The organism is Paenibacillus athensensis (assembly GCF_004514475.2).
Classification (GTDB): Bacteria; Bacillota; Bacilli; order Paenibacillales; family NBRC-103111; genus Paenibacillus_AL; species Paenibacillus_AL athensensis.
Genome location: NZ_MYFO02000013.1, coordinates 84,766 through 108,248 on the forward strand (window position 1 = coordinate 84,766; position 23,483 = coordinate 108,248).

Below are 23,483 nucleotides of genomic sequence, written 5' to 3' on the forward strand. Positions count from 1 at the left end.
GTCTCAATTCGTGGTTGTTCCTGTTGTGCGGATGGACACAGTCCGCGTAACCCCATCCCACTTCACTTCGGCACCCAGCGCTTCGCTGACAAACCGCACCGGCACCATCGTGTAGTCTCCGACCAGCTGCGGCTCCACTTCCAGCTTAACCTCAGTCCCGTTCACACTGGCCTTGCGGCTACCGATCTGCAGCTTGATCTGCGAGCTCCCCTTAACGGCCATAACGGAACGATCCGCCTGATTCCAGTCGACCTTCGCACCCAGCGCTTCAAAAATACTCCGCAAAGGCACAAAAGTGTTGCCGTCTATCAACAATGGCACTTGGCCGTCAATCGCCAACCATTCACCATCAATTTCTACTGAAATACCCGGCGCAGGCTGATCGTCGAATTTCACTTCCACACCTTGCTCCTGCAAGGAACGCAGCGCAACAAGGCTGTATTCGTCCAGCGGGTTGCCGTCGGCATACACGGTATTCAAGTGGTTCGAAGTAAGGACCGGCAATAAATCGGCAATGCTGTTGTCGGACACATACACATACCCCAGCGAATCGCCATTCAGCCATAATGGGGAAAGATCGTTGATCCGGTTGCCGGAAAGCTCCAGCCAAACGAACCGCATGGAAGCCAGCGGGGTCACATCTTCAATCTGGTTGTTGGCAAGGAACAGCTCATTCATACGGGTAAGGCCGGCCAGTGGCCGCAAATCGGAAATGTTTGCATGGCTTGCACTCAAATGCCGCAGTTGAGTCAAATTTTTGAGCGGCGAAAGATCGGCAACCTGCGTGTTTGAAATATCAATGAAATTGATTTTCGTCAGTTCGGCAATTTCAGCCAAACTATCAAGCGGTTGGCCGCTGACAATTAGCATGGTTAAATTTTTAGCATATTCCAATCCCTTTAAGCTTGTAATGCCTTCATTTTGAAAAGCGTAAATTTCCTTCAGCTTCAACAAATCGTCTGGCGTCAATTCGCCGGAGGATTTATGAATAGAAGAACGAACAACTTTTTCCAGTGCCGGGTCGGCAATTAATTTCGATTCCGCCTGCGCCGCGGGGATGAACAAAGCCAGCAGCAGGATCAAGCCGAGCAGCCATGCAGCAGCTCTTTTTCCAGTTTGGCTCACGACTTGTTTGGTGTCATTGCGATGTTGTGTCAATCCAATACGCTCCCTTTTTATTTCATATAGTTAAATGAATAATAAGGAAAATTATAACCGCACAACGATAGACACGCTACAGAAAAAAAGCACCCTCCGGCACATAAATGCCGAAGGATGCTTGCAGTTGTTTAGCAGGTTGGCAACAGCCGGATTACCAGCCGACGCGCAGGATCAAGCCTTTCGGGCTGCCGATCTCCAAGTAAGCGGCTTGCGTATTGACGTCGTCGTAAGCAAAGCCGTAGGCGAGACCGCCGATGCTGTGGTCATGCCAGAATTTGGCGTAATAGTTGGCCGGAGCCGCTTTGTAATAGTTGCTGACGATGTTCCAGTTACTGTCGTTCAGCACGTGGCGGTTGATGGCGGCGCAGGTTTGCGCATTCGTCAGCGCGCCGTCGCAGCGCAGGATGTCCTGCGTCGAGTAGGACGAGTAGCCGGCGAAGTAGTTAGCGTTGGCGCCGCCCGCAGCAAAGGAGCCGTGGATCGGCGCAACGATCCGGTAAGGCGCTTGCACCGTGCCCAGCGATTTGAATGCTGTAGGCACTTCATTGGAATATTTCGTAAACAGGCCGGAACGCGTTTCGGATTCGAACTCACCCACGGTTTGGTCGAAGCCACCGTTGCTGACCAGACGATGCTGCAGCGGGAAGCCGAACATGTCGACGCGCGTAGTGTTGCCGTGGTAGCCGTCGTTGTCGACGGTAAATTCGATAAAGTCAAAGTATACGTTCAGGTTCGGGTCGCTCGGATTGTTGATGTCCGGACCGGCGAAGCCTGTGTCGTATGTTTTGATGTAGCAAGGTGAGCCTACGCAAATGAACATGCGGCCGGAGGTGACTTTCGGCATGCTGGCCCAGCCGGCGTCACTGATTTTGTGATAGATGTTGGCATAGTTTTGACCGTTTTTCGTCAGATGGCCCGAAGCGTCGTTCAAGGCATTGGAGATGGGCAGCAGGTTGCCGCTCAGGTCCAGATAGCTCCATTTGCCGTTAGCCGGGTTGATGCCGAGCACACCCCAATAAATTTGGCTATCCGGATAAGCGCCGTTCGTGCCGTTCATTACTTTCACCGACATCACGCCGCTGCCGACCGGAGCCGGAATCGAGGAGGCCGCGATCGAGTTGATGCTGGATGCGCCGCTGGAGATCGTAAACGATGCGCTGGCAACGGCCGAGTTGGTCATGCCGGATTTGATCGCAATCGCTTTCAGCGTTTTGGACGAGGAAATGTTCACAGGTCCGGAATATACGGTCGAAGAGCCGGTTGGCGTGCTGCCGTCCGTCGTGTAACGGATCGTCGCGCCGCTGGTCGACGTCGTGATCGTTACGTTCTGGGCCGTCGTATACGTGCCGCCGCCAGGGCTGAACGATGGCGTTGCGACCGTTGTCGTGCCGCCCGTGCTGCCTACTGTGTAGGAGAACCAGCCTGTGTCGTAAGCCGGGGAACCGTTATTGTACGTAAAGGAATAGCTGATGACGTTGCCGGAAGCGACGCCCGTCACATTTTGCTCATAGCGGGTTTTACCGCTGTTGTAGGTCATGCGGAGATTTTGCTGGGCGCCGGAGTTCACTGTGTAATGAACATCTACCCAAGTGGTGCTGACATTCGATTTGAACCAGATTGTCGCCGTCGTGCCCGATACATCAACGCCATTCGTATAATCGGCCGCTGCAACGTTCACGATAAACAACGGCATGCTGGCAAAAATCAGCAGTGCGCAAAGCATAAAAAATTTCTTCAACGAATTCGCCTCCATTTGATTTTGAGTTTGGATATTACGGTTAATGATCCCGCCTTCCACGGACAAATTGAGCTGCGCGGCGTCAGGACAACGCCTGTGGGACGTCTGTCCGCGAACGAGCCTGCGCTTTATAGTAAGCGCTTACTTTTATCAATGTCCCTCCTTCGGCCTTTCTCCTGCCCGGGCGTTACGATAGGCTCGAAATTGTTAACGCTTTCAGGTACATGAAACCAGATAATCGGCAGGGATTTATAACCAATATAATTCGAAATTTTCGAGTAGTCAATCGGTTTTATCCGAAAATTTAACGAAAATATTCGATTTGGAGCACGTTGGTTTGGTTTTTTTGTAAATTTATCCTTGGTTATCGGTATTTTCTTCATGAACTTTTGCTTTTTATGGTTTTTTGCACATATAAATTACTTTCGTTCATTTTCGTAAATATCCTAAAATTTTCGAATGCTTCAGGCGATGCGGCTCGCTGCTTATCGGCTTGTAGAAAGTCACAATAGTGCTCATTTCAGATACAACTTTTGCAGAATTTTCCGGTTTTTCCGCTGTACAATAAAATGGGCTGCTGGAACAGCCATTACTCAGAATCAAGGAGGCAAGATGATGAAGCTGCTGCAAAAAACAAGCGTTGCGCTTACCGCGCTAACGTTGCTCTTTTCGACCGCCACGGTGGACGCCGCGACGAATCTACGCGCGATCTACAAAGGGCCGAATTTTGTCGCACTGCTGTGGGATTACTCCCCCGGCGAAAACAACAACACGGTTTACAATCTGTACCGGGACGGGGCGCTGATCTACACGGGCGCCAGCTACGGCTACACCGACTACACGCTGACGGCCTGCACGAACTATACCTTTACTGTTGCGCCGAAATACGGCGGCGCAAGTCCCGTGTCGCTTACGGTCAAAACGAATTGCTTATAGGCTCATCTCCCCCCTTGAGTCGAGCCGGATAAAAAAAGACCTCATCCTCCGAAGCTTCGAAGATGAGGTCTTTTTCCATGTACGCCTAGTCACAAAAATGCATGAATGAGAAACAATATCGCAAAGGCCAGCCCCAGGCGCAGATGCCATTTGCGGTCCAGCCGTTTGTAGCGCAGCAGCCCGGATACGGGGACCGGAAGCAAAACCAGCAGCGCGAGCAAGCCGCTGATATTGTTAAAATCCCAGACAAAGCCGTGCAAAAAAACGGCAACCGCGTGCAAAATGATCAGCGCGATCGCGAGGATCGCCGCTGGCGTATGCCAGGTGCGGACAAAGCGCAGCAGGATCGCCAGCCATTTTTTTACCTGCGTATAGCCGCTCAGCTGCCGCAGCTTGATGATGCGCTGCAGCACGTAATAGGCCAGCACGAAAAACAGCAGCAGCCGGGCGTTCGAGCCGAAATTTTTGAACGTATGCTCAAATTGTCGGCTGTGCCATGTTTGCGCCGGCATATGCGCCAAGCTCCACAGCTGCCACACGAGCAGCACCAGCGCAGCTGCGGCGGCGATGGTGACGCCAAATCTCTCTTTCCGCGGAATCCACGCCGTTTGGCGAACTGCCGCTTCCCGTTCTCTCATCCTAACTCCCCCTCATTGACGCTGCTCTATACGTTCAGATTGCCCTGAAATTCGGTTGTACAATACCGTCTTCCTCATTCGTCAGGCTTCCAGAATATCCCTGCCTTCAGCGCTCCAGCGCCTCCGGCTTCGGCCCCTGCAGCCCTCGCTGTCCGATTGCTTGCAGTATAGCAGCGATAGCTGAAACGCGCCTGAATGCAAGCTGAAGGTTTGCTGAAGGCGGGAGCCGGCGGGCCGGTTCCCGGCAGCGCAGCTTCCGTCGCGCGTCACGGGCAGCGGGCCGCTCGCCGCTGGCGGTCGGCAGCCGCACGGTGACCGCGGCTACATCGCGCGGTAGCGACGGCCGCCGGCGACGTTGCGCAGACGCAGCGACGGCCGCTGCCGCGCAAAAAGACCTTGGGCTTCCGCAGTCATGTCAGGCGGAAGCCCAAGGTCTTGCCATCCGTCGCCCGACGCGGGGCGACGTTTAACGCGCGGCTGCCGCTTCCAGCGGCCGCGCATCCGTGCCTGCGGCGGCAGGCGCAAGCGCCGCAGCGGCTTCGCCGACGAGCCCGTACGGCAGGCACAGCGGCATGCCTGTGCGCGGGTCGGGCACTACGTCGGCTTCAATCGCAAACACCTCGCGCAGCATGTCGCAGGTGACGACCTCGGCCGGGCAACCTTCGTACAGCACCCGGCCCTGCTTGATCGCGACAATATGGTCTGCATATTGCGCGGCATGGTTCAAATCGTGCACCACCATCACGATCGTCCGGTTTTCTTCGCGGTTCATGCGCAGCAGCAGCTTGAGTACCTCCAGCTGATGGGCCATATCGAGAAACGTCGTCGGCTCGTCAAGGAACAAAATATCCGTGCCCTGCGCCAGTGCCATCGCAATCCAGGCCCGCTGCCGCTGACCGCCCGACATCTGCTCGACGGCCCGGTCGGCCAGGTCGGCCAAGCCGGTTACGTCCAGCGCCCAAGCCACCATCTCGCGGTCCTCGCGACTCATCGAGCCAAAGCCGCGCTGATGCGGAAACCGCCCGTAAGAGACGAGCTCGTGCACGGTCAAGCCCTCCGGAGAGACCGGATTTTGCGGCAGAATCGCCAACTGCTTGGCCAGCTCCTTCGTGGGCATATGGTGGATCGAAGCGCCGTCCAAAAACACGCCGCCGCCAGACGGCCGGAGAATCCGCGCCATCGCTTTGAGCATCGTCGACTTGCCCGAGCCGTTCGCTCCAACCAGCGCCGTAATCTTTCCCGTCGGGATCTGCAGGTTGAGCTCCTCTACAATCGTCCGGCTGCCATACGCAATCTGCAGCCGCTCCGCCACCAATCCGGTCATGCACACTCGCTCCTTCATCTTCGGGTTTATATATAGAGATTGATAATCGTTCTCACTATTTACAATGATAATCGTTCTCACTTTCGCTGTCAAATGATTTGCAGCACAAAATGCGCTATAATAAAGCTACATAATTCGAGGTGATGATCATGAATCAACAGCTATGTCCCCGATTTGAAAAAGCGATTGAAATTTTGAGCAAGCGCTGGACGGCGCTGATCGTCTTTCAATTGCTGGCCGGCCCTCAACGATTTGTGCACATTGAGAACGGACTGCCCAATCTCAGCGGCAAGGTGCTTTCCGAGCGGCTCAAGGAGCTGGAGCAGGAAGGCATCGTCAGACGCGAGGTGTTCCCGGAAAGTCCCGTCCGTATCGAATATTCGTTAACCGATAAAGGTCGTGCGCTTGCGCCGATTTTCGGCGAAATCGGCCGCTGGTCGAGCGACTGGGTGGAGCTGCCCGGCGAAGCGTCCGCTTGCTGCCCCGATATCGCCGCAGCCAAGCCGCAGCCCGAGTCATAAACAGCCCTGCAACGGGTGATGCCGACTTCAAGCAGGCGGCGGCCTCCCTTTCCGCAGCTCGCGCGACTACCGGAGCACGTTGCCTGCCATAAGGAGGCTGTTTGCCCCCCCAACCTTCACCCCTATGCCATAAAAATGACCCCACTCTCCACTTGACTGTGGATTTTGGGGTCATTTTTGGATTTCGGACCGTTCCTTTGTCGTTTGCAGCCTTCGCCTAGCCCTTGACGGAGCCGGCGGTAATGCCGCGGGTAATCTGATCGGTGAACAAGAGGTAAATCAGAATCGACGGAATCGCGATGATTGACAATACCGCAAATTGCGCGCCGTAGTTCGAGGAGTATTGCCCCATGAAGTAGACGACGGCAAACGGCAGCGTGCGCAGCGAATCTTTGTCGATGTACGTGACCGCCATGATGAATTCGTTCCAGCAAGCGAGGAACGCGATAACGGCAACGGCAGCGAGCGCCGGCCGCAGAATCGGTAGAACTACGCGGAAGATCAGGCCCGGTACGCTCAAGCCGTCGATGACGGCGGCTTCCTCCAGCGCCCGCGGGATCGTCTCCATAAAACCGGAGATCAGGAACATGCTGATCGGGATCTGGAACGCCGCATACGGCAGAATCAGCGAGAAATAGCTGTTGAGAATGCCCGCTTCCTTGAACAAAATAAAGTTCGGCAGCAGCGTAGCGTAAATCGGAATGATCATGCCGACCATGATCAGCGCGAACACCGGCTTCTTCAGCTTCCATTCCATGCGTGTAAACGCGTAGCCCATCGACACGGAGAACACGACGATGATCAGAATCGAGACTAGCGTGACGAGCAGGCTGTTAGCGAACAGCAGCGGGATGTGGGCGTTTTTGAACGCGTCCGTGTAGTTTTTCCACATCGGCGGATTCGGCCACTTGAGCAGGGACGAGCCGTAGAAATCACCGCTTTTCAGCAGGGAGAAATCCAGAAGCCAAATGAGCGGGAACAGCTCCAGCACGACCAGCACGACCATGAACACAACGAACAAAATGCGAAGCAAGCCTTTATTGCCGCCGACGGTGACGATATGTTCTTGTACTTTGTTTTTCATATTAAAATTCACCTACTTCCCGTTTCATCACGCGGTTAAGCCCGACGGTGACAACGAGGCAAATAACCACAAACAGGATGGCGATAGCGTTGCCGTATCCATAGAGACCTTCTCGAAACGCTTTGGAATACAAATACGTGGACAGGAATTGCGTGCTGTTGGCCGGCCCGCCGCTCGTGAGCAAAAAGACGGTTTCCATTTGCTTGAAGGCCGAGACGACTGCCAGAACGATATTGACCCGCAAAATCGGGCCGAGCAATGGCAATACGATTTTCAAATTAAGCTGGGTTTGCGTCGCTCCATCGAGCATCGCCGCTTCGTACAAGTCGCGCGGCACCCCTTTGACACCTGCGTAGTAAAGCAAAAACGCGTAACCAAAGCCTTGCCACATGCAGACGAAAATGATACAGGCAATCGCCAGCTCCGGCTTGCCTAGCCAATCCTGCTTCCAGCTGGAGAGGCCGATCTCTTCGAGCACATGGTTTAACAAACCGAACTGCGTGTTAAAAATGCTGACCCAAAGCTTGGTCGATACGAACGTGGAAATGATTGACGGGATAAAAATACATATCCTCAGCAGCTTCTCCCACCGGCCGCAGTATTGCACCAGCATGGCGATAAAAATCGCAAACGGATGCTGGAGGAACACCAGGGCGAGTCCGAGCCAGATGGAATTCATGAGCGCCTTCCAGAACACGCTGTCGTGGCGCATAATTTCCCAATAGTTATCGAACCCGATCATTTGGTAGCCTGCGACGCCGTCCCAATTCGTCAAGCTGTAGTACAAGCTGACGACAAGCGGAACAAAGATCATTCCGGCAAACAGCACAAGGCCGGGGAAAACGAGCAGGAAAATGGTTTTTTTATCGCTAATGATTTTATGCATTCGGCCCTCATCCTATCCTATAGATAAGGGGCCACGTGAAAGACCGCAGCCCCTATCCGGTTATGGAATTTACTTCGCTGTAGCTTTGCTGGATTTGTCAGCCGTGTCGTCAATCGAATTCGAGAAGTCTTGCGGATTGATTTTGTCGGATTCCAGCTTTTGAATCGTATCGTAGTAGGTTTTGAGTGTGTCTGGCGTGAATTTATCCTGGTTCACAGTACCGCTGTAGGATTTAGCTGTGTTGAAGATCGTTGTCAGATCTTTTTGAACCGGCGTTTCTTTGCCTGTTTGGAATTGATCGTATTTTTGAGCCGGGAACGTCACGCCTGCTTGCCATACGGATTTCGCCCAGCCGTCCGGACGGAACATCCAAGTCAGGAAGTCGATCGCTTCTTTTTTGTGCTTGGAGTTGTTCGATACGGAGTAGCCGCCGCCGAACCAAGCTGTCAGATCGTCGGTTGTGCCTTTGCCGCCGTCAATCGTCGGGAACGAGAATGCGCCGATGTTGTTTTTCACTTCATCCGGGAAGTTGGCGTCTGTAGCGATACCCATTTCCCACTCGCCCATCATGTACATCGCCGCTTTGCCTTGGCCGAACATGTTGCGCGCTGCGCCGTAATCGTTGTTCAGGAAGCCGTCGCCAAACGCGCCTGCTTTGATCCAGTTTTGCATTTCAGTCGCTGCGGTTACAACAGCCGGATCTTTGAAGGAGCCGGAACGATCCATCGCTTTGTGGGAAACGTCCCACGTGCCGGAAGCGCGTTGTACGAGCGTATCGAACCAGATACCCGATGGCCAAGGATCTTGACCGTCCATTGCGATCGGTACGATTTTGTTCGCTTTCAGCTTGTCGATCGCTGCTTTCAGATCAGCTGTTGTTTTGGGAACCTGAATGCCGTTGTCAGCGAAAATTTTCTTGTTGTAGTAGAGCACGAAGAAGTCGGAGTTTCTTGGGAAGCCGTACAGCTTGCCGTTAGCGCTGAAGCCGTCAAGCGCCGCCGGGATGAAGCCTGCGTCCTTGAGCGAGTCGCGGTCGATTTCGGCCAGCGAGTTGTTCGAGAGCAGCGGTCCAAGGAAGCTGCTGTTGCCCCAGGAGCTGATGATGTCCGGCAGGTTGTTGGAAGCGTTATATACTTTAATTTTATCCTGATATTGCGGATCTGGCGAGAGGGTTTCGACTTTAATTTCAACATTTGGATGTTCTTTGGTGTATTGATCGATCAATTCCTGCTCGATTTTGCCTTGGCCGGCCGTGCGGTCGGAGTTGTTCGTAAAGAACGTCAGCGTTACTTTTTCTGCCGGCTTGTCTGTTGCGGCTGCTGTTGCTGCCGCCGTCGAAGTGGCGCTGCTGCCGGTATCTGTGCTGTTGCCGCCGCAAGCGGTCAATGCTGCTACCGTCGACAAAATTGTTAAACCGATCGCCGCTTTTTTCATATTGAGCGTTTTCATGTTTACCCACCTTTTCGAGAATGTTTTTTTGTGTTTCTCTACACTTTTTATTATAGGAGGGGTAAACGGAAATTATTAGATAGCGTTTTTCAGTATCTTTTGTATGATTCCAAACGTTTTGTCGGATGCCCTTGTACAAAGCGGCCGATTTTCAACCCGGTGGCGGGTCCTTTTGTACACATTTCAGAAGTTTTTGTATATTTCTTATATGTAAGCGTTTTCCTTGTTGCCTTTTTCGCATTTCTATTGAATAGTTGATTTATCCTATATACAAAACTTATGTACAAAGAAGGGCTGGAACATGAAGCCATTAGCCGCCTGGTATTACAATCTGCCGCTCTTGCGCAAGCTGCTGCTTTGGTTCGTCCCGCTGCTGATCGGCACGATCATGACGACGGGTTTTTTCGCTTATACGACCGCAGTCAATGAAATTATGACGAAAACCGGGCTGGAGCAGGAAGGCATCGCCACCCAAGCTGTCGATCATCTCGATTATATAGCTCAGGATGCGCTGAATATTACGGACTACATCTTCCTGACGCCGGAAATTCAACAGCTGCTCAATTCCGATTCGCAGACGTATGTGTCGAGCCGCGAGGTCGTCGATTCGATCAACCGGCTGATGGTGACGCGCCCGTATTTTCAATTTCTGACGATGTATTCGGCGCATTTTCAAACGATGCAGTTTAATAACAAGGGGCTGTCGTCGGCGATTCCGTTTGAGGAATATAGTGAAAGGTTTCATTATGACGGCATTTTGGCCAATCCGAAAATCGCCAATTGGAGCATTGAGCTGCCCAATCGCAGCAACAGCATTTTTCACGGCGACAACATGAACAAGCTGCTGCTGACCAAGGTGCTCAAAAGCTACACCAATATGAAGCCCGAAGGCGTGCTGATTCTCGGCATCGATGAACGCGATATTCGCGCATCGTATTCGCCGTTTCTCGGCCAGACGGAAATCGTCGTGTTCCAAGACGACGGCACGGTGCTGTCGGACAGCGGCGGGCGTTGGATCGGGCATTCGATAACGGAGCTGCCGTACTGGGTCGCGGGCCACAAGCCCGGCGAAGCGGTCGAAAGCGCAGTAGACGCCGACAAATGGCTGTATACCCATATCGAATCGACGGTGACGGGCTGGCATGTGCTGGTCGTGCAGCCGCGGGCCGCACTCGTGGAGCAGCTGAACCGGATCAAGTGGATTACCTCGCTGATTGTCATTCTGACGCTGCTGCTCAGCGTGATCGTCTCGTGGATTGTCGCCAGCGTCATTACCAAGCCGATGAAGCACATCGTCATTTCGATGAAAAAATTCCAGAAGGGCGATTTCACCCAGCAGGTGCCGGTGAACAGCCGCGACGAGATTGGCCAGCTCGCCAGCGGTTACAATATTATGGTCAAGCGCATCCACGAGCTGATCGAGAACGTGTTTGAGTCGGAAATCCGCCAAAAGCAATCGGAGCTGAAGGTGCTGCAATCGCAAATCAATCCTCATTTTTTGTATAATACCTTAAATACGATCGCGTGGTCGGCGGAAAAAAACAAGGACCCGCTCGTCGCCGAAATGATCTATTCGCTCTCCGGGATGTTCAAGATCAGCTTGAGCGCCGGGCGCGACGTCATTCCGCTGGATCAGGAGCTGAAGCTGGCTGAACATTATTTATTTTTGCAAAAGATGCGTTTTCCGGACAAGCTGACGTACGAAATTGAAGTGACGACCGATATCCGCGACTTCAGCGTGCCCAAGCTGCTTGTGCAGCCGTTGGTGGAAAATGCCGTCGTGCACGGGATCGAGCCGCTGAGCGGCGATGTCGGCCACATCCATGTGGCTGTCGTCGTACCCGAGGAAGGCGGCGTCCTGCATCTGGAGATCACCGACAACGGCGTCGGCATCGCCGAAGAGGCGCTGGAAAAGCTGCGCGAAAAGCTGCGCTCCGGCGAACCGGCCAGCTCCACCGAGCAAAGCTACGCCCTGCTCAATATCCGCAACCGGCTGCGCCTGTATTACGGCGAGGAGGCCGCAATGGAGATCGACAGCGTGGGCGGCTCCGGCACCCGCATTCGCTTGATTCTGCCCAATACGTGGAGGTAACCGACCATGCTCAATTTACTCATCGTAGAAGATGAACGCACCGTGCGCGAGGGCTTGCTGACCATGATCGACTGGTCCGCTCTCGGCATTCATATTTACGGCCAAGCCGAAAACGGGCTGGAAGCGCTGCGCCTGCTTGAATCGGGCGACGTTGACCTCCTGCTCACCGACATCCGCATGCCGATTATCGACGGGCTGCAGCTGATCGCCGAGGTGCAAAGCCGCAAGCTCGACATTGCCTGCGTGCTGCTGTCCGGCTTCAGCGATTTCGAATATGCGCAAAAGGCGCTGCGCCTCGGCGTCGTCGATTATTTGATCAAGCCGTGCTCGCCGCGCGACATCCGCACCACGTTCCAGTCGGTCGTCCAGCGGGTGCAAGACAAAATGCGCGTCGCCGCCGACTTGACCGGCCTGCAATTCGAGCTGCGGATGAACCGCAAGCTGGCGACCTCGCAGTTGCTGCTGCAATGGATGCAAGCGCCCAAGCTGCAAAATGAAGACCGCAAGGCGCTGATGAATCAGGCGCAAATGTCGATTGCCGCGCAGCACGTGCTCGTGATCGCGATCCATCCCGACGGCAAATCGCTGCGCGAGCTGAAGCTGCCGCCGCGCGATATGGAGCTGATCAAGTATGCCATCGGCAACATCGCTCAAGAGACGTTAGAGCACGCGCTGCTGCAGCCGATTGAAGTCGCGATCAAGGAGCAGGAGGTGCTGGCGGTGTGCAACGGCACCTACGAGCTGACGCTGGACAAGCTCAACAAGGGGCTGGAGCGGCTGCAAAACAATCTGAACCAGTATTTGAAGGTGTCGGCGACGATCGGCGTCAGCGACTCCAAAGAAAGCATCGATCTGCTGAGCGAGGCGTACCGTGAGGCGCATGAAGCGGTACAGATGCGGTTCTACAAGGGCGCGGGCAACTGCTTTTTTTACCGCAACGTGCCTTCGCCCGCAGCGCCGGCAGCGGAGCCGGGCAGCGACACCGATCTGGTCAAGCTGGAGCAATCGATTGTCGATCAGCTGCGCGCCGGGCTGTACGCCGAAGCGCTGAACGATACCGAGCTGTGGCTGACGGGGTTCCACGATCCGAACCTGTATGACCGCTCGACGATCAATATGCACACCTATTCCCTGGTCGTGCGGTTGCTGCATCTGGCCGAAGAGCTGGGCGTCGCCGAACGCTTGTCTACGGAAACGTTCAAAAGCCTGCCCGCACAAATCGACGTGCTGGAAACGTATGAGGAATTGGCCGGCCTGGTGTCCAAAGCGATCCAGCAACTGGTCGAAGCGCTCAACTCCAACAAGACGCCGCGGCGCAAAATCCAGCAGGCGCTCGACTACATCGCCCGGCACTACAACTCGCCCGGCATTTCGCTGGCCGGAGTGGCCAAGGAGCTGTTTGTGTCCAGCACGTATTTGTCCACCCTGTTCAAGCAGGAGCTGGGCATCAACTTTCTCGACTACGTCCACCAGTACCGGATCGAAAAAGCGAAAGCGATGCTGCAGTCCGGCGACCATAAAATTCAATCCATCGCCAAAGAGGTCGGCTACTTCGACGAAGCGCATTTTACGAAGACGTTCAAAAAATGGGCCGGCATCCTGCCCTCGCAATACAAGAAAAACATTATGGATATGAAAAAATAAAGCGGCGGCGGGGGTGCAAGCCCGGACCTGCGCGCAAACAAAAGCCTGAGCGGGCTTCGTTATTCCCGCTCAGGCTTTGTTGTTGGATGGCGCTGGTTGCAGCGGCGGCAGCCCTAGATTCGCGATCGGCGATATCTGTTCGCTACACCCGCTTCGCGATTCGCAGGCATCCGCTTGCCACGCCGCTGCGCGATTCGCGCGCATCCGTTCGCCACGCAGCTTCGCGGCAGCGGCGAGCCTGATTGCCGCTCCTCTCACCTTCCTAGTTCGTCTTGAACAGGCTGAAGCTGTCGAACGCCGACCAGTTATTGGCATTGGCGTCCGACCAGATGCCCAGCTCGACCTGACCGTTGGTCACCTGAATATTGCTGATCGTATATTGCGTCCAGTTGGCGACGGCTGCCGAGCCGACCTCGGCCGTTTTCTCGGCGCCGCCGTAATTTTTCGCAAACAGCCGCAGCGCGTTCTGACCGCCGCCGGAGCGCACCCAGACGCTGGCTTGATATGTGCCGTTCGGCACAGCGACAAGCTGGCTCGTCAGCTGCTGATAGGCCACATTGGCCCAATGCGTCAGCTTGTAGCTGCCGGACTGCGGATTGTCCGTGTCGACCTTTTGCGCCAAGGCACCCGCATGCCATTCGCCGGTCCAGCCGCTCAGCGTGCCGGATTCCAGCCCCGGATTGGCGAGCAAATTCGTTTGCGGGTTCGTGCCCGAGCCCGTGCGGTTCCAGATGTACGTGCCAACCGTTTGGGCCGGAATCGTCGCCAGCAGCTCCTTGCCTTCAGCGACGAGCTTGAACGTCTTGCTGCTCGCATTCTGGTTGATCACGACACTGACGATGGTATTGTCCGGATTGAGGAATGAAACGTTCGTCACCGCGCCGGTCGAGCCGTAATCGCTGGCGATTCTTTTCGCGCCTGCCTTGACGAATTTGGAGTATTGGGCTTCCATGTTATATTCCGGCAGCGCCCAATACGTGTTCGGGTTGGACGCACTTTGAATCAGGAACGTCGGATCGGGTACGCCGGTCCACTGCTCAGGCGAAATGTTCGTGTCGAGCATGGTCACCCAAGCGACGTAGCCGGTCGCCCAGTTGCGGAAATATTGCGCAATCCGGTCGGCTCCGGCCGTTCCCCACACCGAGCGCTCGGTGACCAGCACATTTTTGCCCGGATACGCATTGTGTACATCGGTCATGGTCGTCGGACTGCCGCCGTAGTCGTGGAAAGCGGTGCTGTCGATGGCGGCGTTCGCCGAAGCGTTGGCCAGCAGCTGCGTCGCGTATGAGGCGTCGGAGAAGTTGTGGTCGAACGCCCAGATTTTCGTTGAAATGCCGTTGGCGTCAAACTCGGATTTCAGCGCGACAATCAGCTGGCGCTCCTGATCGACGGTCAAGCCCATGCTCGGGTAGTCCGGCGCGAGGTACAACGGCTCGTTTTGCGGCGTCAGCGCGTAAATCGGAATCCCTTGCGCCTGATACGCCTGAATCGCTTTGCGATAATAGGTCGCCAGATTCGGGATATATTGCGTCAGCATATGGCCGCCAATCAGGCTGTTGTTATCCTTCATCCAGTTCGGCGCTGTCCAGGAGGACGCAAACACCTTGATGTTCGGATTGATCGCTAGCGCTTTTTTCACCGTAGCGATGATGTTGTAATCGATGTCTTTTTGAATCGAAAATCGGGTCAGATTCGGGTCGGCCGTCCCGTCGTCGTAGGTATAGAACGTACGCTCCGTAAAATCCGATGTGCCAAAGGCGATCCGGATCAGGTTCATGCCCGCTCCGTTCACCGGGTCGACCAGCTTGCGCAGCACCTCATCCTGCTTGGCCGCCGACATGCGCGAAATGTTGTAGACCGTTGACTCCTCCAGCGAAGTGCCAATACCGAGCATCGTCTGATACTGGATCGACGGATCAACGTTAATCGTGGCTGCGGCACTGGCGCCTGTCGGTGCGGTCAACGTTACATCGCCTTGCTTGCTTAATTGATAGGGCACGCCCGCCATACCGCCTGCTGTATTGGAATACCAGGAGCCGCTTTTTGGCGCGATCGTTGTTGATTCCGAACTCAAATACACCTGCGCTGTCGCCGTACCGTCGGACGATTGAATATCCAGCCAATTCACATTCCAGCCTCCTGCCGCTGCCGCCAGACGAAGCGTTTGCGTTCCGGCCGCGAGCGTTACCGTTTGGGTCACTGTAGTCCACGTCTGCCAGCCGCCGGTCGCTGGCACGTCATAGGTGGCCAGCACGGTGGTTCCGTTCTTCAATAACGCGCCGCCGGCCGCGCCGCTTGGGCTGGCTACCCGCAAGCTGACCGTATAGGTGCCTGCGGCCGGAATGACAACCGCGTAATCGAGCCAATCGCCGGCGTCGATCCAGCCGACATCAAGGCCTCCGCCCGCGTCGGTTGTCGCTTCGGTCTGAATGCCGTTCATTGCGGCATAGCTTTCCGCTTCGATCTTGCCGGGGCCGGCGGCGGATATCGCTGCCGGCAGCAGGCCGATGCCGAGCGCAGCCGTCAGCGCCGTCGGCAGGAGTACGCGCAGCGTTTTGGCCAAACGGTTGCGGTTATGGGATTGCTTCATGAATGATTGTCCCCCCCTGAAATGGATGATCGGATTTTGTAAACGTTTTCTGTAATCGATTTCATTTTACATGTTTCAGGCGGAAATTTTTAGGGGGCTTTTTTAAGTAAAATTTGTATGGATTTCAGGTGGGTGCTGTACAAAATAAAAAATCGTCATCTCTTTTCAGAATGACGACTCTCTATCAGACTCTAGTAGATAACTTCGATCCTGCCCTGCTTCAGTTCATTTAAAAAAAGCGAATTGTTGAACGAACTTTCTGTGATCGTAGATGCCGTAATTCCATGACTGATCTCTTTATACAAAACTTTTCTGTTTTCATCTCTATATGCATCAACGAGGGCATCGATCGGTTCGCCTCTTCTTAACAGAGCTTGCAGCATCGAGTCATCGCTTAATATTTGCACGTTGTGGCGGCTCCTGATCTCTGAACCCAGATCGTGATAGCGAAAATAAGTGTTATCGACAAGATGATACAAATCTCGATCCAGTCCAATGAACGTAATGGAAAGGTTGGGGAAAATTTCCCTCAGCATGACGGATAACCAGAGCAACGAATATTCACCTTTGTTTTTTCCCTCTGCAAAGTAGGTGAGGTACAAATCAAAGGCTTTCTTCTCGATATCCCCGGGCTCGGTTTGCCGCAGCGAATGCGCCAAATCTTGAATCGTTTGGAATGAACGGATTGTACAATTTTTATAATGATTTTGCGCTCGTTGCTTGGGGGTATAGAGTTCATAAAAATAACGAATAATAGAACGTTCGTCAATGACGATAATGCGGGGAAACTGCCGAAGAAACTCACGATATCGCCCTGTGTCTTCATTAAATTTCAATTCGTCCAAAATCGTTTGCGATACAATAATAACATCGTCTCCGGTAAAAGCTTGCGGCATTCTATAACCGTGGCGAAAAAATGCCAATTCATGTCGCGATTTCGCTACGGTATCATAGAGAAACGCTCTTGGGGATGCGTCCAGAATGTCCATGATCGCCTCAAAATCCGTAAGAAAAATTTTATTTTTAGGATTGTCTGAATTTCCTTGTATTATGCAAAAGCGAAGTATCCAATGGAAAATGCCAAACGACCGTCCTCCCTGTTATCGGAGAACGGTCGCGGTTTACGTCCCGTAAGAGTGCTTGAAGTTATCCCTGCGTTCGGTTGCTCATTGCTGACATGACGCCTCCATCAAGGATAACAAGCCAAATGCGTGCCTGCCGATACGCCGAGAATCGACGTGAAGCTGTTGTAGTAGTTGATCCGCGCTTGCATTTGCGCCTGGTTGCTGCCGTTGCACTCCAGTGCGCCGTTGATCGTGCGGATCGTTTCGCCGAAGCCGGCGGAATTGACCATCGCGTTATGCGCAGTCATGGTGCCTGCGCCGGTTTGCGTGTTCCAGAACCAGAGCGCCGTTTTCCAGGCAACCGATGAATCCTGGGCCACGAGATCGGGGTTGGACAGCAGCGGCAGTCCGAGCGCCGCCCCGGCTGCGCCGTAGTTATAGTTCCAGCTCAGCTGCAGCGGTCCGCGGCCGTAGTATTGCTTGCCCGACGCGCACGGATATTGGCTGCTCGATGCGCAGTAATAGGGATAGTTGGCTGTATTCAGCTCGACGATATACTGCAAACTGCCGGTTTCATGGGCAACGTTGGCGAGGAAGGCGGCGGCTTCCTGTTTTTGAATCGTGGTGCTGCCGGTTGTGGTAAAGCCGGGATAAGCGCCCAGCGCAGCCAGCAGGCCGGAATAGGTATAGAAAGAATTGCGGCTCGGGAACATCTGATTAAATTGCGCTTCACTGACAATAAAGCCGCTTGGAGGCGACGTTACGCTCACTTGCACGAGCTGCCATTTGCGGGCCGTGGTGGCGGTATTGCCCCAAATTTGCACATTCGTACCGTCGGCTGTACCGGCGCTGACGACATCGAGCGCTTTGCCGGCGTTTTGATTGAGCAGCAGGTAGGTGCCGTCGCCGTTGCTGTTAATCGACCATTTCTGCGCGCCGGTCCCGTTGCTCGTATAAATTTGCACGTTGGAGCCGTCGGCTGTGCCGGCTGCGGCCACATCCAGCGCTTTGCCGCTGCCTGCGTTGATCAGCGTATATGTGCCGTCGCTGTTGCGATTCGTCTGCCATTGCTGAGCCGCCGAGCCGTTATCAGTCCAAATCTGCACGTTCGTGCCGTCCGCTGTCCCCCCGCCGGCCACGTCCAGCGCTTTGCCGCTGTTCGGATTGATCAGCTTGTAGGTGCCCCCGGATACGATTGAGCCGGACTGCGAGCTGAAGCTCAGCCAGTTCAAGTTCAAGCCGGTCGTCACCGCGTAGACGCGCAGCGTTTGCGTGCCGGCACTTAAAGAAACGTTGACGCTGACTGTCGACCAGCTTTGCCAGCCGCCCGTATTCGGCACATTGGCCGTACCGAGCACCGTGCCGCTGCTGTTGCGCAATTGCAGCTGCTGTCCGCTGTTGGGCGATGCCACGCGCAAATCGGCTTTATACGTTCCGGCCGCCGTTACATTCACGGAATAGTCCATCCAGTCTCCGGCGTCGATCCAGCCGACGTTCGAGCCGCCGCCGGTATCGCTGGTCGCTTCCGTCTGCACGCCGCTCATGGCCGACCACTCCTCGGCTTCCACCTTGCCCGGCAGGCTAACCGTGCCGGCTGCTGTTACCGCGGCAGGCAGCAAGGCCAACGGCGCCAGCAGCAGCGCTACAGCGAGCAGCCATAAGAAAAACGCATTTCCTGTCGATAATCGAACTTGTTTCATCCTCATAAACCTCCAATAGATTGAAATGCGGGAGCGATGTCCCGAAATGGTAACGCTATCATTTTGTTGGATTCATGCTGTTTAACCGCCCGATCAAGCCGTCTTCATTTTCCCACCTCTCTTTTGAAATCGATTACATTTTATGAAAAAGGCATGCGATCAGCTCAGCTTCGCCTGCAAACGCCAATCTGATCTGCCTTTTACCATCATAACCCATTTTTCGAATTCTGGGTATAGGGATGCCTGCCAAAACTCCGCAGGATTCCGCATCACGCGCGACTCCCGGAGCGCGGTCCGGCTGTACGCGGCTTTCAAACCCATCCCCCTCCCTGGTGCGAAGAAAATCGCCGCCTTTCTCCGGATTTTTGCATGCTGAAAACGCCGCGGCGTCGGCTGCTTCCCGCTAAAGCGTGGTCAGCTTTTCCAGCAAGTAGGCTCTGCGTTCGCGTATATACCGCAAAAAAACCTCCTTGTCGCCGGCGACGACAAATGGCGAATGCTTCCTCGTCTCGTCTGCCGACAGCTCCGGAAGCAGCGCGGCATGAAGCCTGCTGATCAACGGCTCCAGCTCGCGCAGCGTAAAGCTGTGGTTCAGCGTATGCGTCAGCACGCGGCGGTACTCGCGCCGAATAACGGGAAACGCCAGCAGCTTTTCCGTCAAGCCGTTATAGCCGGTAATCCGCACGATATCACTGCCGTCAAGCTCGCCGTAGCAGTTGCGGCCCCACGTCCCCTCATAATCCCACGGGCTGATGTGGTATCTCAAGCTGCCTGCGGTCCGGTACAGCGCATAGTTCTGATCGAAGCCGTCGTAATTCCCGGTGCAGACCGCTCCGGCCAGCCAGCGCAAATATTGGGGAATATTCAAATGGGACTTCAAATAAGCCAGCAACGCCGATTGCTTGAGGGTGTGCACGCTGCGCACGAACCGGGCAATCTGGGTCAGCTCTTTGGATGTGCCGATCACCACCTCGTAGCCGGAAGAAAGCATACGCTTGGCTTCGCCGTCGTTGTCGTAAAGGCGGAAGTTGGCTTTGTTGCTCACTGCATACAGCAGCGATCTGGCCTGCACGCGGCGTTTGGAAAAAAACGAGCGGTCCACGCCTTCGATTTCGACATAAAGCCCCAACGGCACGCCGTTGAGGACCAGCCGCACATGCCGCGTGCGGGGACTGGGCACGCCCAGCTTTTCGAAAAATTGAAAGCTCAGCGCATTGCGCAGCATCGAAGGATCGTCGTACTCGGCATTGTAATGGATCGTGCGGTTGCCGATGCGGATTTCATACGATTTCTTGGGATAGTAGCGGGTATGTCCGCCCCGATAGCCCATGACAATGTGCTGCTTGATGGCTCCGGCCGTCAGCGTCGCTTTGACAAATTGATCCTGCGACCTGCGGCCGCTGCTGCTCAAACGCTCCGCTTCGGAGCGCTCCATTTGAATCACCCTGGTGGGCACCTTCAACTCGTTCACTCTCCCGCCTGTACGGCTCCGCCTTATCCCCGCACGGCGGCCGGTCGGAGATGGAGCCTTATGCTCTAGCGTATGCAGACAGCTTTTACAAAGATCACTTCGCCTCGGCGCGTACTGCCGCGAATATAGAGGCGTCCAACGGGCGCGTTCCTGGAAGTGCAGTGAACAAGTGGCCGGAGAGTCGATAGCGAGTTGGAACAGCGTCAGCGGTCGCCTTTGAAGACGGATTTTCACCCCAAACGAGGTCATTCCATCGAAAAATCCGGCTACAACAGCGAGTGGAAACCGCTATCGACCGGAGGACACTGATTTTTCACCGGACTTCTAGCGACTTGTAGATGAAATCTGGTATAAACATGGAATTTGCCGCACATATCGATAGATGGCTAGGACAACGTGTTTCCGCGACGCATAAGATGCTACGTAACTTGTATACAAGCAGCTTTACGAGAAAAGAAACGATCGCGCAAGTGAGAGAAACCGCCTGCAGCGGCGGAGCAGTTCGCGGCGCATCGCTTCGTTCCTTAGCTGCCGAATTTTATTTTCACGGGAAGGGGAAATGAGGGGATGGCATTTATGGGTTATCCTTCGTCGCTAGGCCAATTCGATTGCTTTCGGGGGAAAATGGTACGGATTCACCTCGACAATGCAGAGGTCGTAGAAGGACATCTTTATTTCGTCGCATCGGACTATTTGGTCGTCCTGAACCATCACGGCATTGTGTATGTGCCGACTGTTCATATTCAGAGCATCACCGTCATCGTGCGGCGGACCTCTGGACACGCCTCGCGGGGCAGCCGCGGCATGGGCTCGCAAGGCGGAGGCATCGGCTCGCAGGGGCGGCGGCCGATTCCGCTCGCACCATGCTTTCACGATTTGCTCGTGCTGCTGCGCGGACGGCAGGTCCACATTCATCGCGGTGGCACCGCCTACGTCAACGGCGTAATCACCGAGGTGACGCCAACGACGGTGGTCGTGCACACGAACGGCTCGCATGTCGACATTCCGATTGCCGAAATTCGCAGTGTCACGCTGCCTTGGCACAGCGGAAGCGGCGGACACCGGACGAGCGGCCATCGGCACAGCGGCAAGGAGTGCCCGCGCAAAAGCAACTCCTGCCACCATCGCACAACCGGCAGCCGACGTTCGGGGACGTTGAACGCTGCCAAGCCAAGCGGCGGCTGGGACCCGTTCCCGCGCCGCCGATAGCCCGTCTAGGATCGTGCGCAGCGGTTTGCTCGCTCGGCAGAAGGGCCGGAGGGTGTCGTCACGCAGCGATAAGCCCGCACGCCGGGAACGAATCGCAGCTCGGAATGGATAGGGCTGTCCGAAAAGGGGCATTCGGATAAGTCAGTCCCACAAACAGAACGAAAAAACCTCCAAAACCACGATGTAAGTGGGGTTGGAGGTTTTAGCTTTGCTTGAAAACCGGACTTCAGTGGGGGATGAAAAGTCACAAAATGGCTTTGGGACAGCCCCAATAAACGAACCGGATTGCAGCGACTTGTTCCTTTAATGCAGCGCTTCGAGACCCATTTCCTTGCTGCCGGCTGCGCCTTCAACCTCCTGCTTGCTACCGCGACGGAGGAATAAGCCCAGTACGGCCCCGGTCAACGAAACAAATAACATGACGCCAAACGTATAGCCAAACGCCTGAGGCGCGACGGCAAGCATCGCTTTAGGCAGATCGGCCTGACTTTTCACCGGAATATTACCTTCTGCTACCAGCGTGGTAATACGCGAGGACAAAATCGTGACCATCGTCGCCACAGCAAACGAGTTGATGACCTGCTGCATAGCGCTGGTCAGCGAAGTCACGCGGCTGACGAGGTCCTGCGGCGCTTTCTTGATCAGATGCGAGTTGAGCGGCATCATCATCAGGCCCATACCTGCGCCGGCCATAATGAGCGGCAGCAACAAATCATGGCTTTCGGTTGTAGCGCTGACGTGCGAATATTGGAAAATCGCGCCCGAGACGAGGCTGAGCCCGATCACAACGAGCCAGCGTACGCCGATTTTGTCAAATAAATAGCCGCCAATCGGCATAATCGCCGCCGAAGCAAGCGCCTGCGGGAATAAGGTCATCCCGGTGTCAAAAGCGCCGAAGCCGCGAGCCTGCTGAAGAAACTGCGGCAGCAGGAAAATCGCGCCGAACAGCGAGAACTGTACGACCCACTGCACCACGATGGCGAACGAGAAGTCGACGGAACGGAATACACGCAGCTCCAGCAGTGGAATTTTCGCTTTCAATTCGACGATAATAAAGGCGATGAGCGCAATCGCGCCAATGACGATGCCGCCGATCGTTTTGCCTGTGCCCCAGCCCTCGGCGCCCTGCGTAATGCCGTACGACAGCGCAGCAAATGCCAGCGGCCCGAGCAGCATGCCGGGCAGGTCAAAGCCTGCGACTTGCTTGCGGCCGACCTTGGGCAGCTTCCATAGCCCGAACAACAGGGAGAAAATGCCGACCGGCAGGTTGATCAGGAAGATCCAATGCCACGAGTGATACTCCACAAGCCAGCCGGAAAGCACCGGACCAATGGCCGGAGCGAACAAAATCGGCACGCCGAGCATGCCCATGACCTGACCGATCTTGTGCGGCGGGCTTAAACGGAACACATACGCCATCGCAACCGGCATCACGAAGCCGCCGCCGAGACCTTGGAGGACGCGGAACGTGATGAGCATTTCCGTACCGGTCGAGATGCCGCACAGTAAGGACGCTATCGTAAACAAAACGACGGAGGTTAAAAAGACGTTCTTCGCGCCAAAGCGGTCGGACAACCAACCGGCCAGCGGAATGACCGCTGCCGTTGCCAGCATGTAGCCTGTCACGGTCCATTGCAGCGTCGGCAGTGCCGTATTGAAGTCGACAACCAGCTTCGATAACGCGACGTTCATCGCCGTCGAATCGAGAATAACCATGAAAACGCCGGAAATAATGGCGATCAGCGGCACCATGATACTGGAAATGCGGAAAGGCTGTTCGCTTCCGCCTGCTGCTGCTTGATTCATTGCTGTTTTCCCCCTCACTTCTGATCCGAACATGCCTGCGCCCGTTTTTTTCTACACAAGACGAGCAAAAGCGTCCGGAACATGGTATACTGTAATCGGACAATTGTCCGTAAACTCATATTACGGACAATTGTCCGCAATGTCAATCGTTTCTTTTGTCAATCCTAACC

At 54.9% G+C, this 23,483-nt stretch carries 17 protein-coding genes; 5 read left to right on the plus strand and 12 right to left on the minus strand.

Going from position 1 to position 23,483, the window contains the following annotated elements:
• Nucleotides 1–3 precede the first annotated feature (3 nt).
• Both B5M42_RS20320 and B5M42_RS20325 read right to left on the minus strand, forming a co-directional pair.
• Nucleotides 4–1,158, minus strand: a complete 1,155-nt coding sequence (locus B5M42_RS20320) for a stalk domain-containing protein (protein WP_134753556.1) — start codon at nucleotides 1,156–1,158, stop codon at nucleotides 4–6.
• A gap of 154 nt (nucleotides 1,159–1,312) precedes the next feature.
• Nucleotides 1,313–2,884, minus strand: a complete 1,572-nt coding sequence (locus B5M42_RS20325) for a beta-1,3-glucanase family protein (RefSeq protein WP_230633070.1) — start codon at nucleotides 2,882–2,884, stop codon at nucleotides 1,313–1,315.
• 627 nt (nucleotides 2,885–3,511) lie between these two features.
• Between B5M42_RS20325 and B5M42_RS20330 the strand changes: the two genes are divergently transcribed.
• Nucleotides 3,512–3,835, plus strand: a complete 324-nt coding sequence (locus tag B5M42_RS20330; protein ID WP_134753558.1) for a hypothetical protein — start codon at nucleotides 3,512–3,514, stop codon at nucleotides 3,833–3,835.
• 89 nt (nucleotides 3,836–3,924) lie between these two features.
• Here B5M42_RS20330 and B5M42_RS20335 read toward each other — a convergent pair whose 3' ends face one another.
• Both B5M42_RS20335 and B5M42_RS20340 read right to left on the minus strand, forming a co-directional pair.
• The gene (locus tag B5M42_RS20335; RefSeq protein WP_134753560.1) at nucleotides 3,925–4,473 is read right to left on the minus strand and encodes a hypothetical protein; all 549 of its coding nucleotides are present in this window, start codon (nucleotides 4,471–4,473) and stop codon (nucleotides 3,925–3,927) included.
• A gap of 466 nt (nucleotides 4,474–4,939) precedes the next feature.
• On the minus strand, nucleotides 4,940–5,797 hold the full coding sequence (locus B5M42_RS20340) for an ABC transporter ATP-binding protein (protein WP_134753561.1): 858 nt from the start codon (nucleotides 5,795–5,797) through the stop codon (nucleotides 4,940–4,942).
• A 149-nt stretch (nucleotides 5,798–5,946) separates the two neighbouring features.
• Here B5M42_RS20340 and B5M42_RS20345 point away from each other — a divergent pair, with 149 nt between their 5' ends.
• Nucleotides 5,947–6,318 (plus strand): winged helix-turn-helix transcriptional regulator, encoded by a 372-nt coding sequence (locus tag B5M42_RS20345; protein ID WP_134753563.1) that lies wholly within the window; start codon nucleotides 5,947–5,949, stop codon nucleotides 6,316–6,318.
• 217 nt (nucleotides 6,319–6,535) lie between these two features.
• Here the strand turns inward: B5M42_RS20345 and B5M42_RS20350 are convergent, their stop codons facing one another.
• From B5M42_RS20350 to B5M42_RS20360, 3 genes are all read right to left on the minus strand, one after another.
• Nucleotides 6,536–7,402 (minus strand): carbohydrate ABC transporter permease, encoded by an 867-nt coding sequence (locus B5M42_RS20350; RefSeq protein WP_134753565.1) that lies wholly within the window; start codon nucleotides 7,400–7,402, stop codon nucleotides 6,536–6,538.
• Nucleotide 7,403: 1 nt separating this feature from the next.
• Nucleotides 7,404–8,288: a carbohydrate ABC transporter permease gene (locus B5M42_RS20355; RefSeq protein ID WP_134753567.1), complete on the minus strand. Its 885-nt coding sequence runs from the start codon at nucleotides 8,286–8,288 to the stop codon at nucleotides 7,404–7,406.
• Between the two features lie 69 nt (nucleotides 8,289–8,357).
• The gene (locus tag B5M42_RS20360; RefSeq protein WP_134753569.1) at nucleotides 8,358–9,737 is read right to left on the minus strand and encodes an ABC transporter substrate-binding protein; all 1,380 of its coding nucleotides are present in this window, start codon (nucleotides 9,735–9,737) and stop codon (nucleotides 8,358–8,360) included.
• Between the two features lie 301 nt (nucleotides 9,738–10,038).
• On the opposite strand from B5M42_RS20360, the gene B5M42_RS20365 reads away from it, so the two are divergent.
• On the plus strand, nucleotides 10,039–11,829 hold the full coding sequence (locus B5M42_RS20365; RefSeq protein WP_134753571.1) for a sensor histidine kinase: 1,791 nt from the start codon (nucleotides 10,039–10,041) through the stop codon (nucleotides 11,827–11,829).
• Between the two features lie 6 nt (nucleotides 11,830–11,835).
• Entirely contained in the window at nucleotides 11,836–13,473 is a 1,638-nt protein-coding gene (locus tag B5M42_RS20370; RefSeq protein ID WP_134753573.1) for a response regulator, read from the plus strand.
• Between the two features lie 262 nt (nucleotides 13,474–13,735).
• Here the strand turns inward: B5M42_RS20370 and B5M42_RS20375 are convergent, their stop codons facing one another.
• The 4 genes from B5M42_RS20375 to B5M42_RS20390 all read right to left on the minus strand — a co-directional run bounded on the left by B5M42_RS20375 (nucleotide 13,736) and on the right by B5M42_RS20390 (nucleotide 20,298).
• Nucleotides 13,736–16,063, minus strand: coding sequence for a carbohydrate-binding protein (locus B5M42_RS20375; protein WP_134753575.1), 2,328 nt, complete (start codon nucleotides 16,061–16,063; stop codon nucleotides 13,736–13,738).
• A gap of 191 nt (nucleotides 16,064–16,254) precedes the next feature.
• Complete coding sequence (locus tag B5M42_RS20380) at nucleotides 16,255–17,052, minus strand: hypothetical protein (protein ID WP_134753577.1); 798 nt, start codon at nucleotides 17,050–17,052, stop codon at nucleotides 16,255–16,257.
• A 200-nt stretch (nucleotides 17,053–17,252) separates the two neighbouring features.
• A complete protein-coding gene (locus tag B5M42_RS20385) occupies nucleotides 17,253–18,827 on the minus strand; it encodes an RICIN domain-containing protein (RefSeq protein WP_230633058.1) in 1,575 nt (524 codons plus the stop codon).
• A 403-nt stretch (nucleotides 18,828–19,230) separates the two neighbouring features.
• A complete protein-coding gene (locus tag B5M42_RS20390; RefSeq protein ID WP_230633060.1) occupies nucleotides 19,231–20,298 on the minus strand; it encodes a CotH kinase family protein in 1,068 nt (355 codons plus the stop codon).
• A 576-nt stretch (nucleotides 20,299–20,874) separates the two neighbouring features.
• Between B5M42_RS20390 and B5M42_RS20395 the strand changes: the two genes are divergently transcribed.
• Nucleotides 20,875–21,507, plus strand: coding sequence for a hypothetical protein (locus B5M42_RS20395; RefSeq protein WP_134753579.1), 633 nt, complete (start codon nucleotides 20,875–20,877; stop codon nucleotides 21,505–21,507).
• Between the two features lie 303 nt (nucleotides 21,508–21,810).
• On the opposite strand, the gene B5M42_RS20400 is transcribed toward B5M42_RS20395, so the two are convergent.
• On the minus strand, nucleotides 21,811–23,313 hold the full coding sequence (locus B5M42_RS20400; protein ID WP_134753581.1) for a DHA2 family efflux MFS transporter permease subunit: 1,503 nt from the start codon (nucleotides 23,311–23,313) through the stop codon (nucleotides 21,811–21,813).
• Between the last annotated feature and the right edge of the window lie 170 nt (nucleotides 23,314–23,483).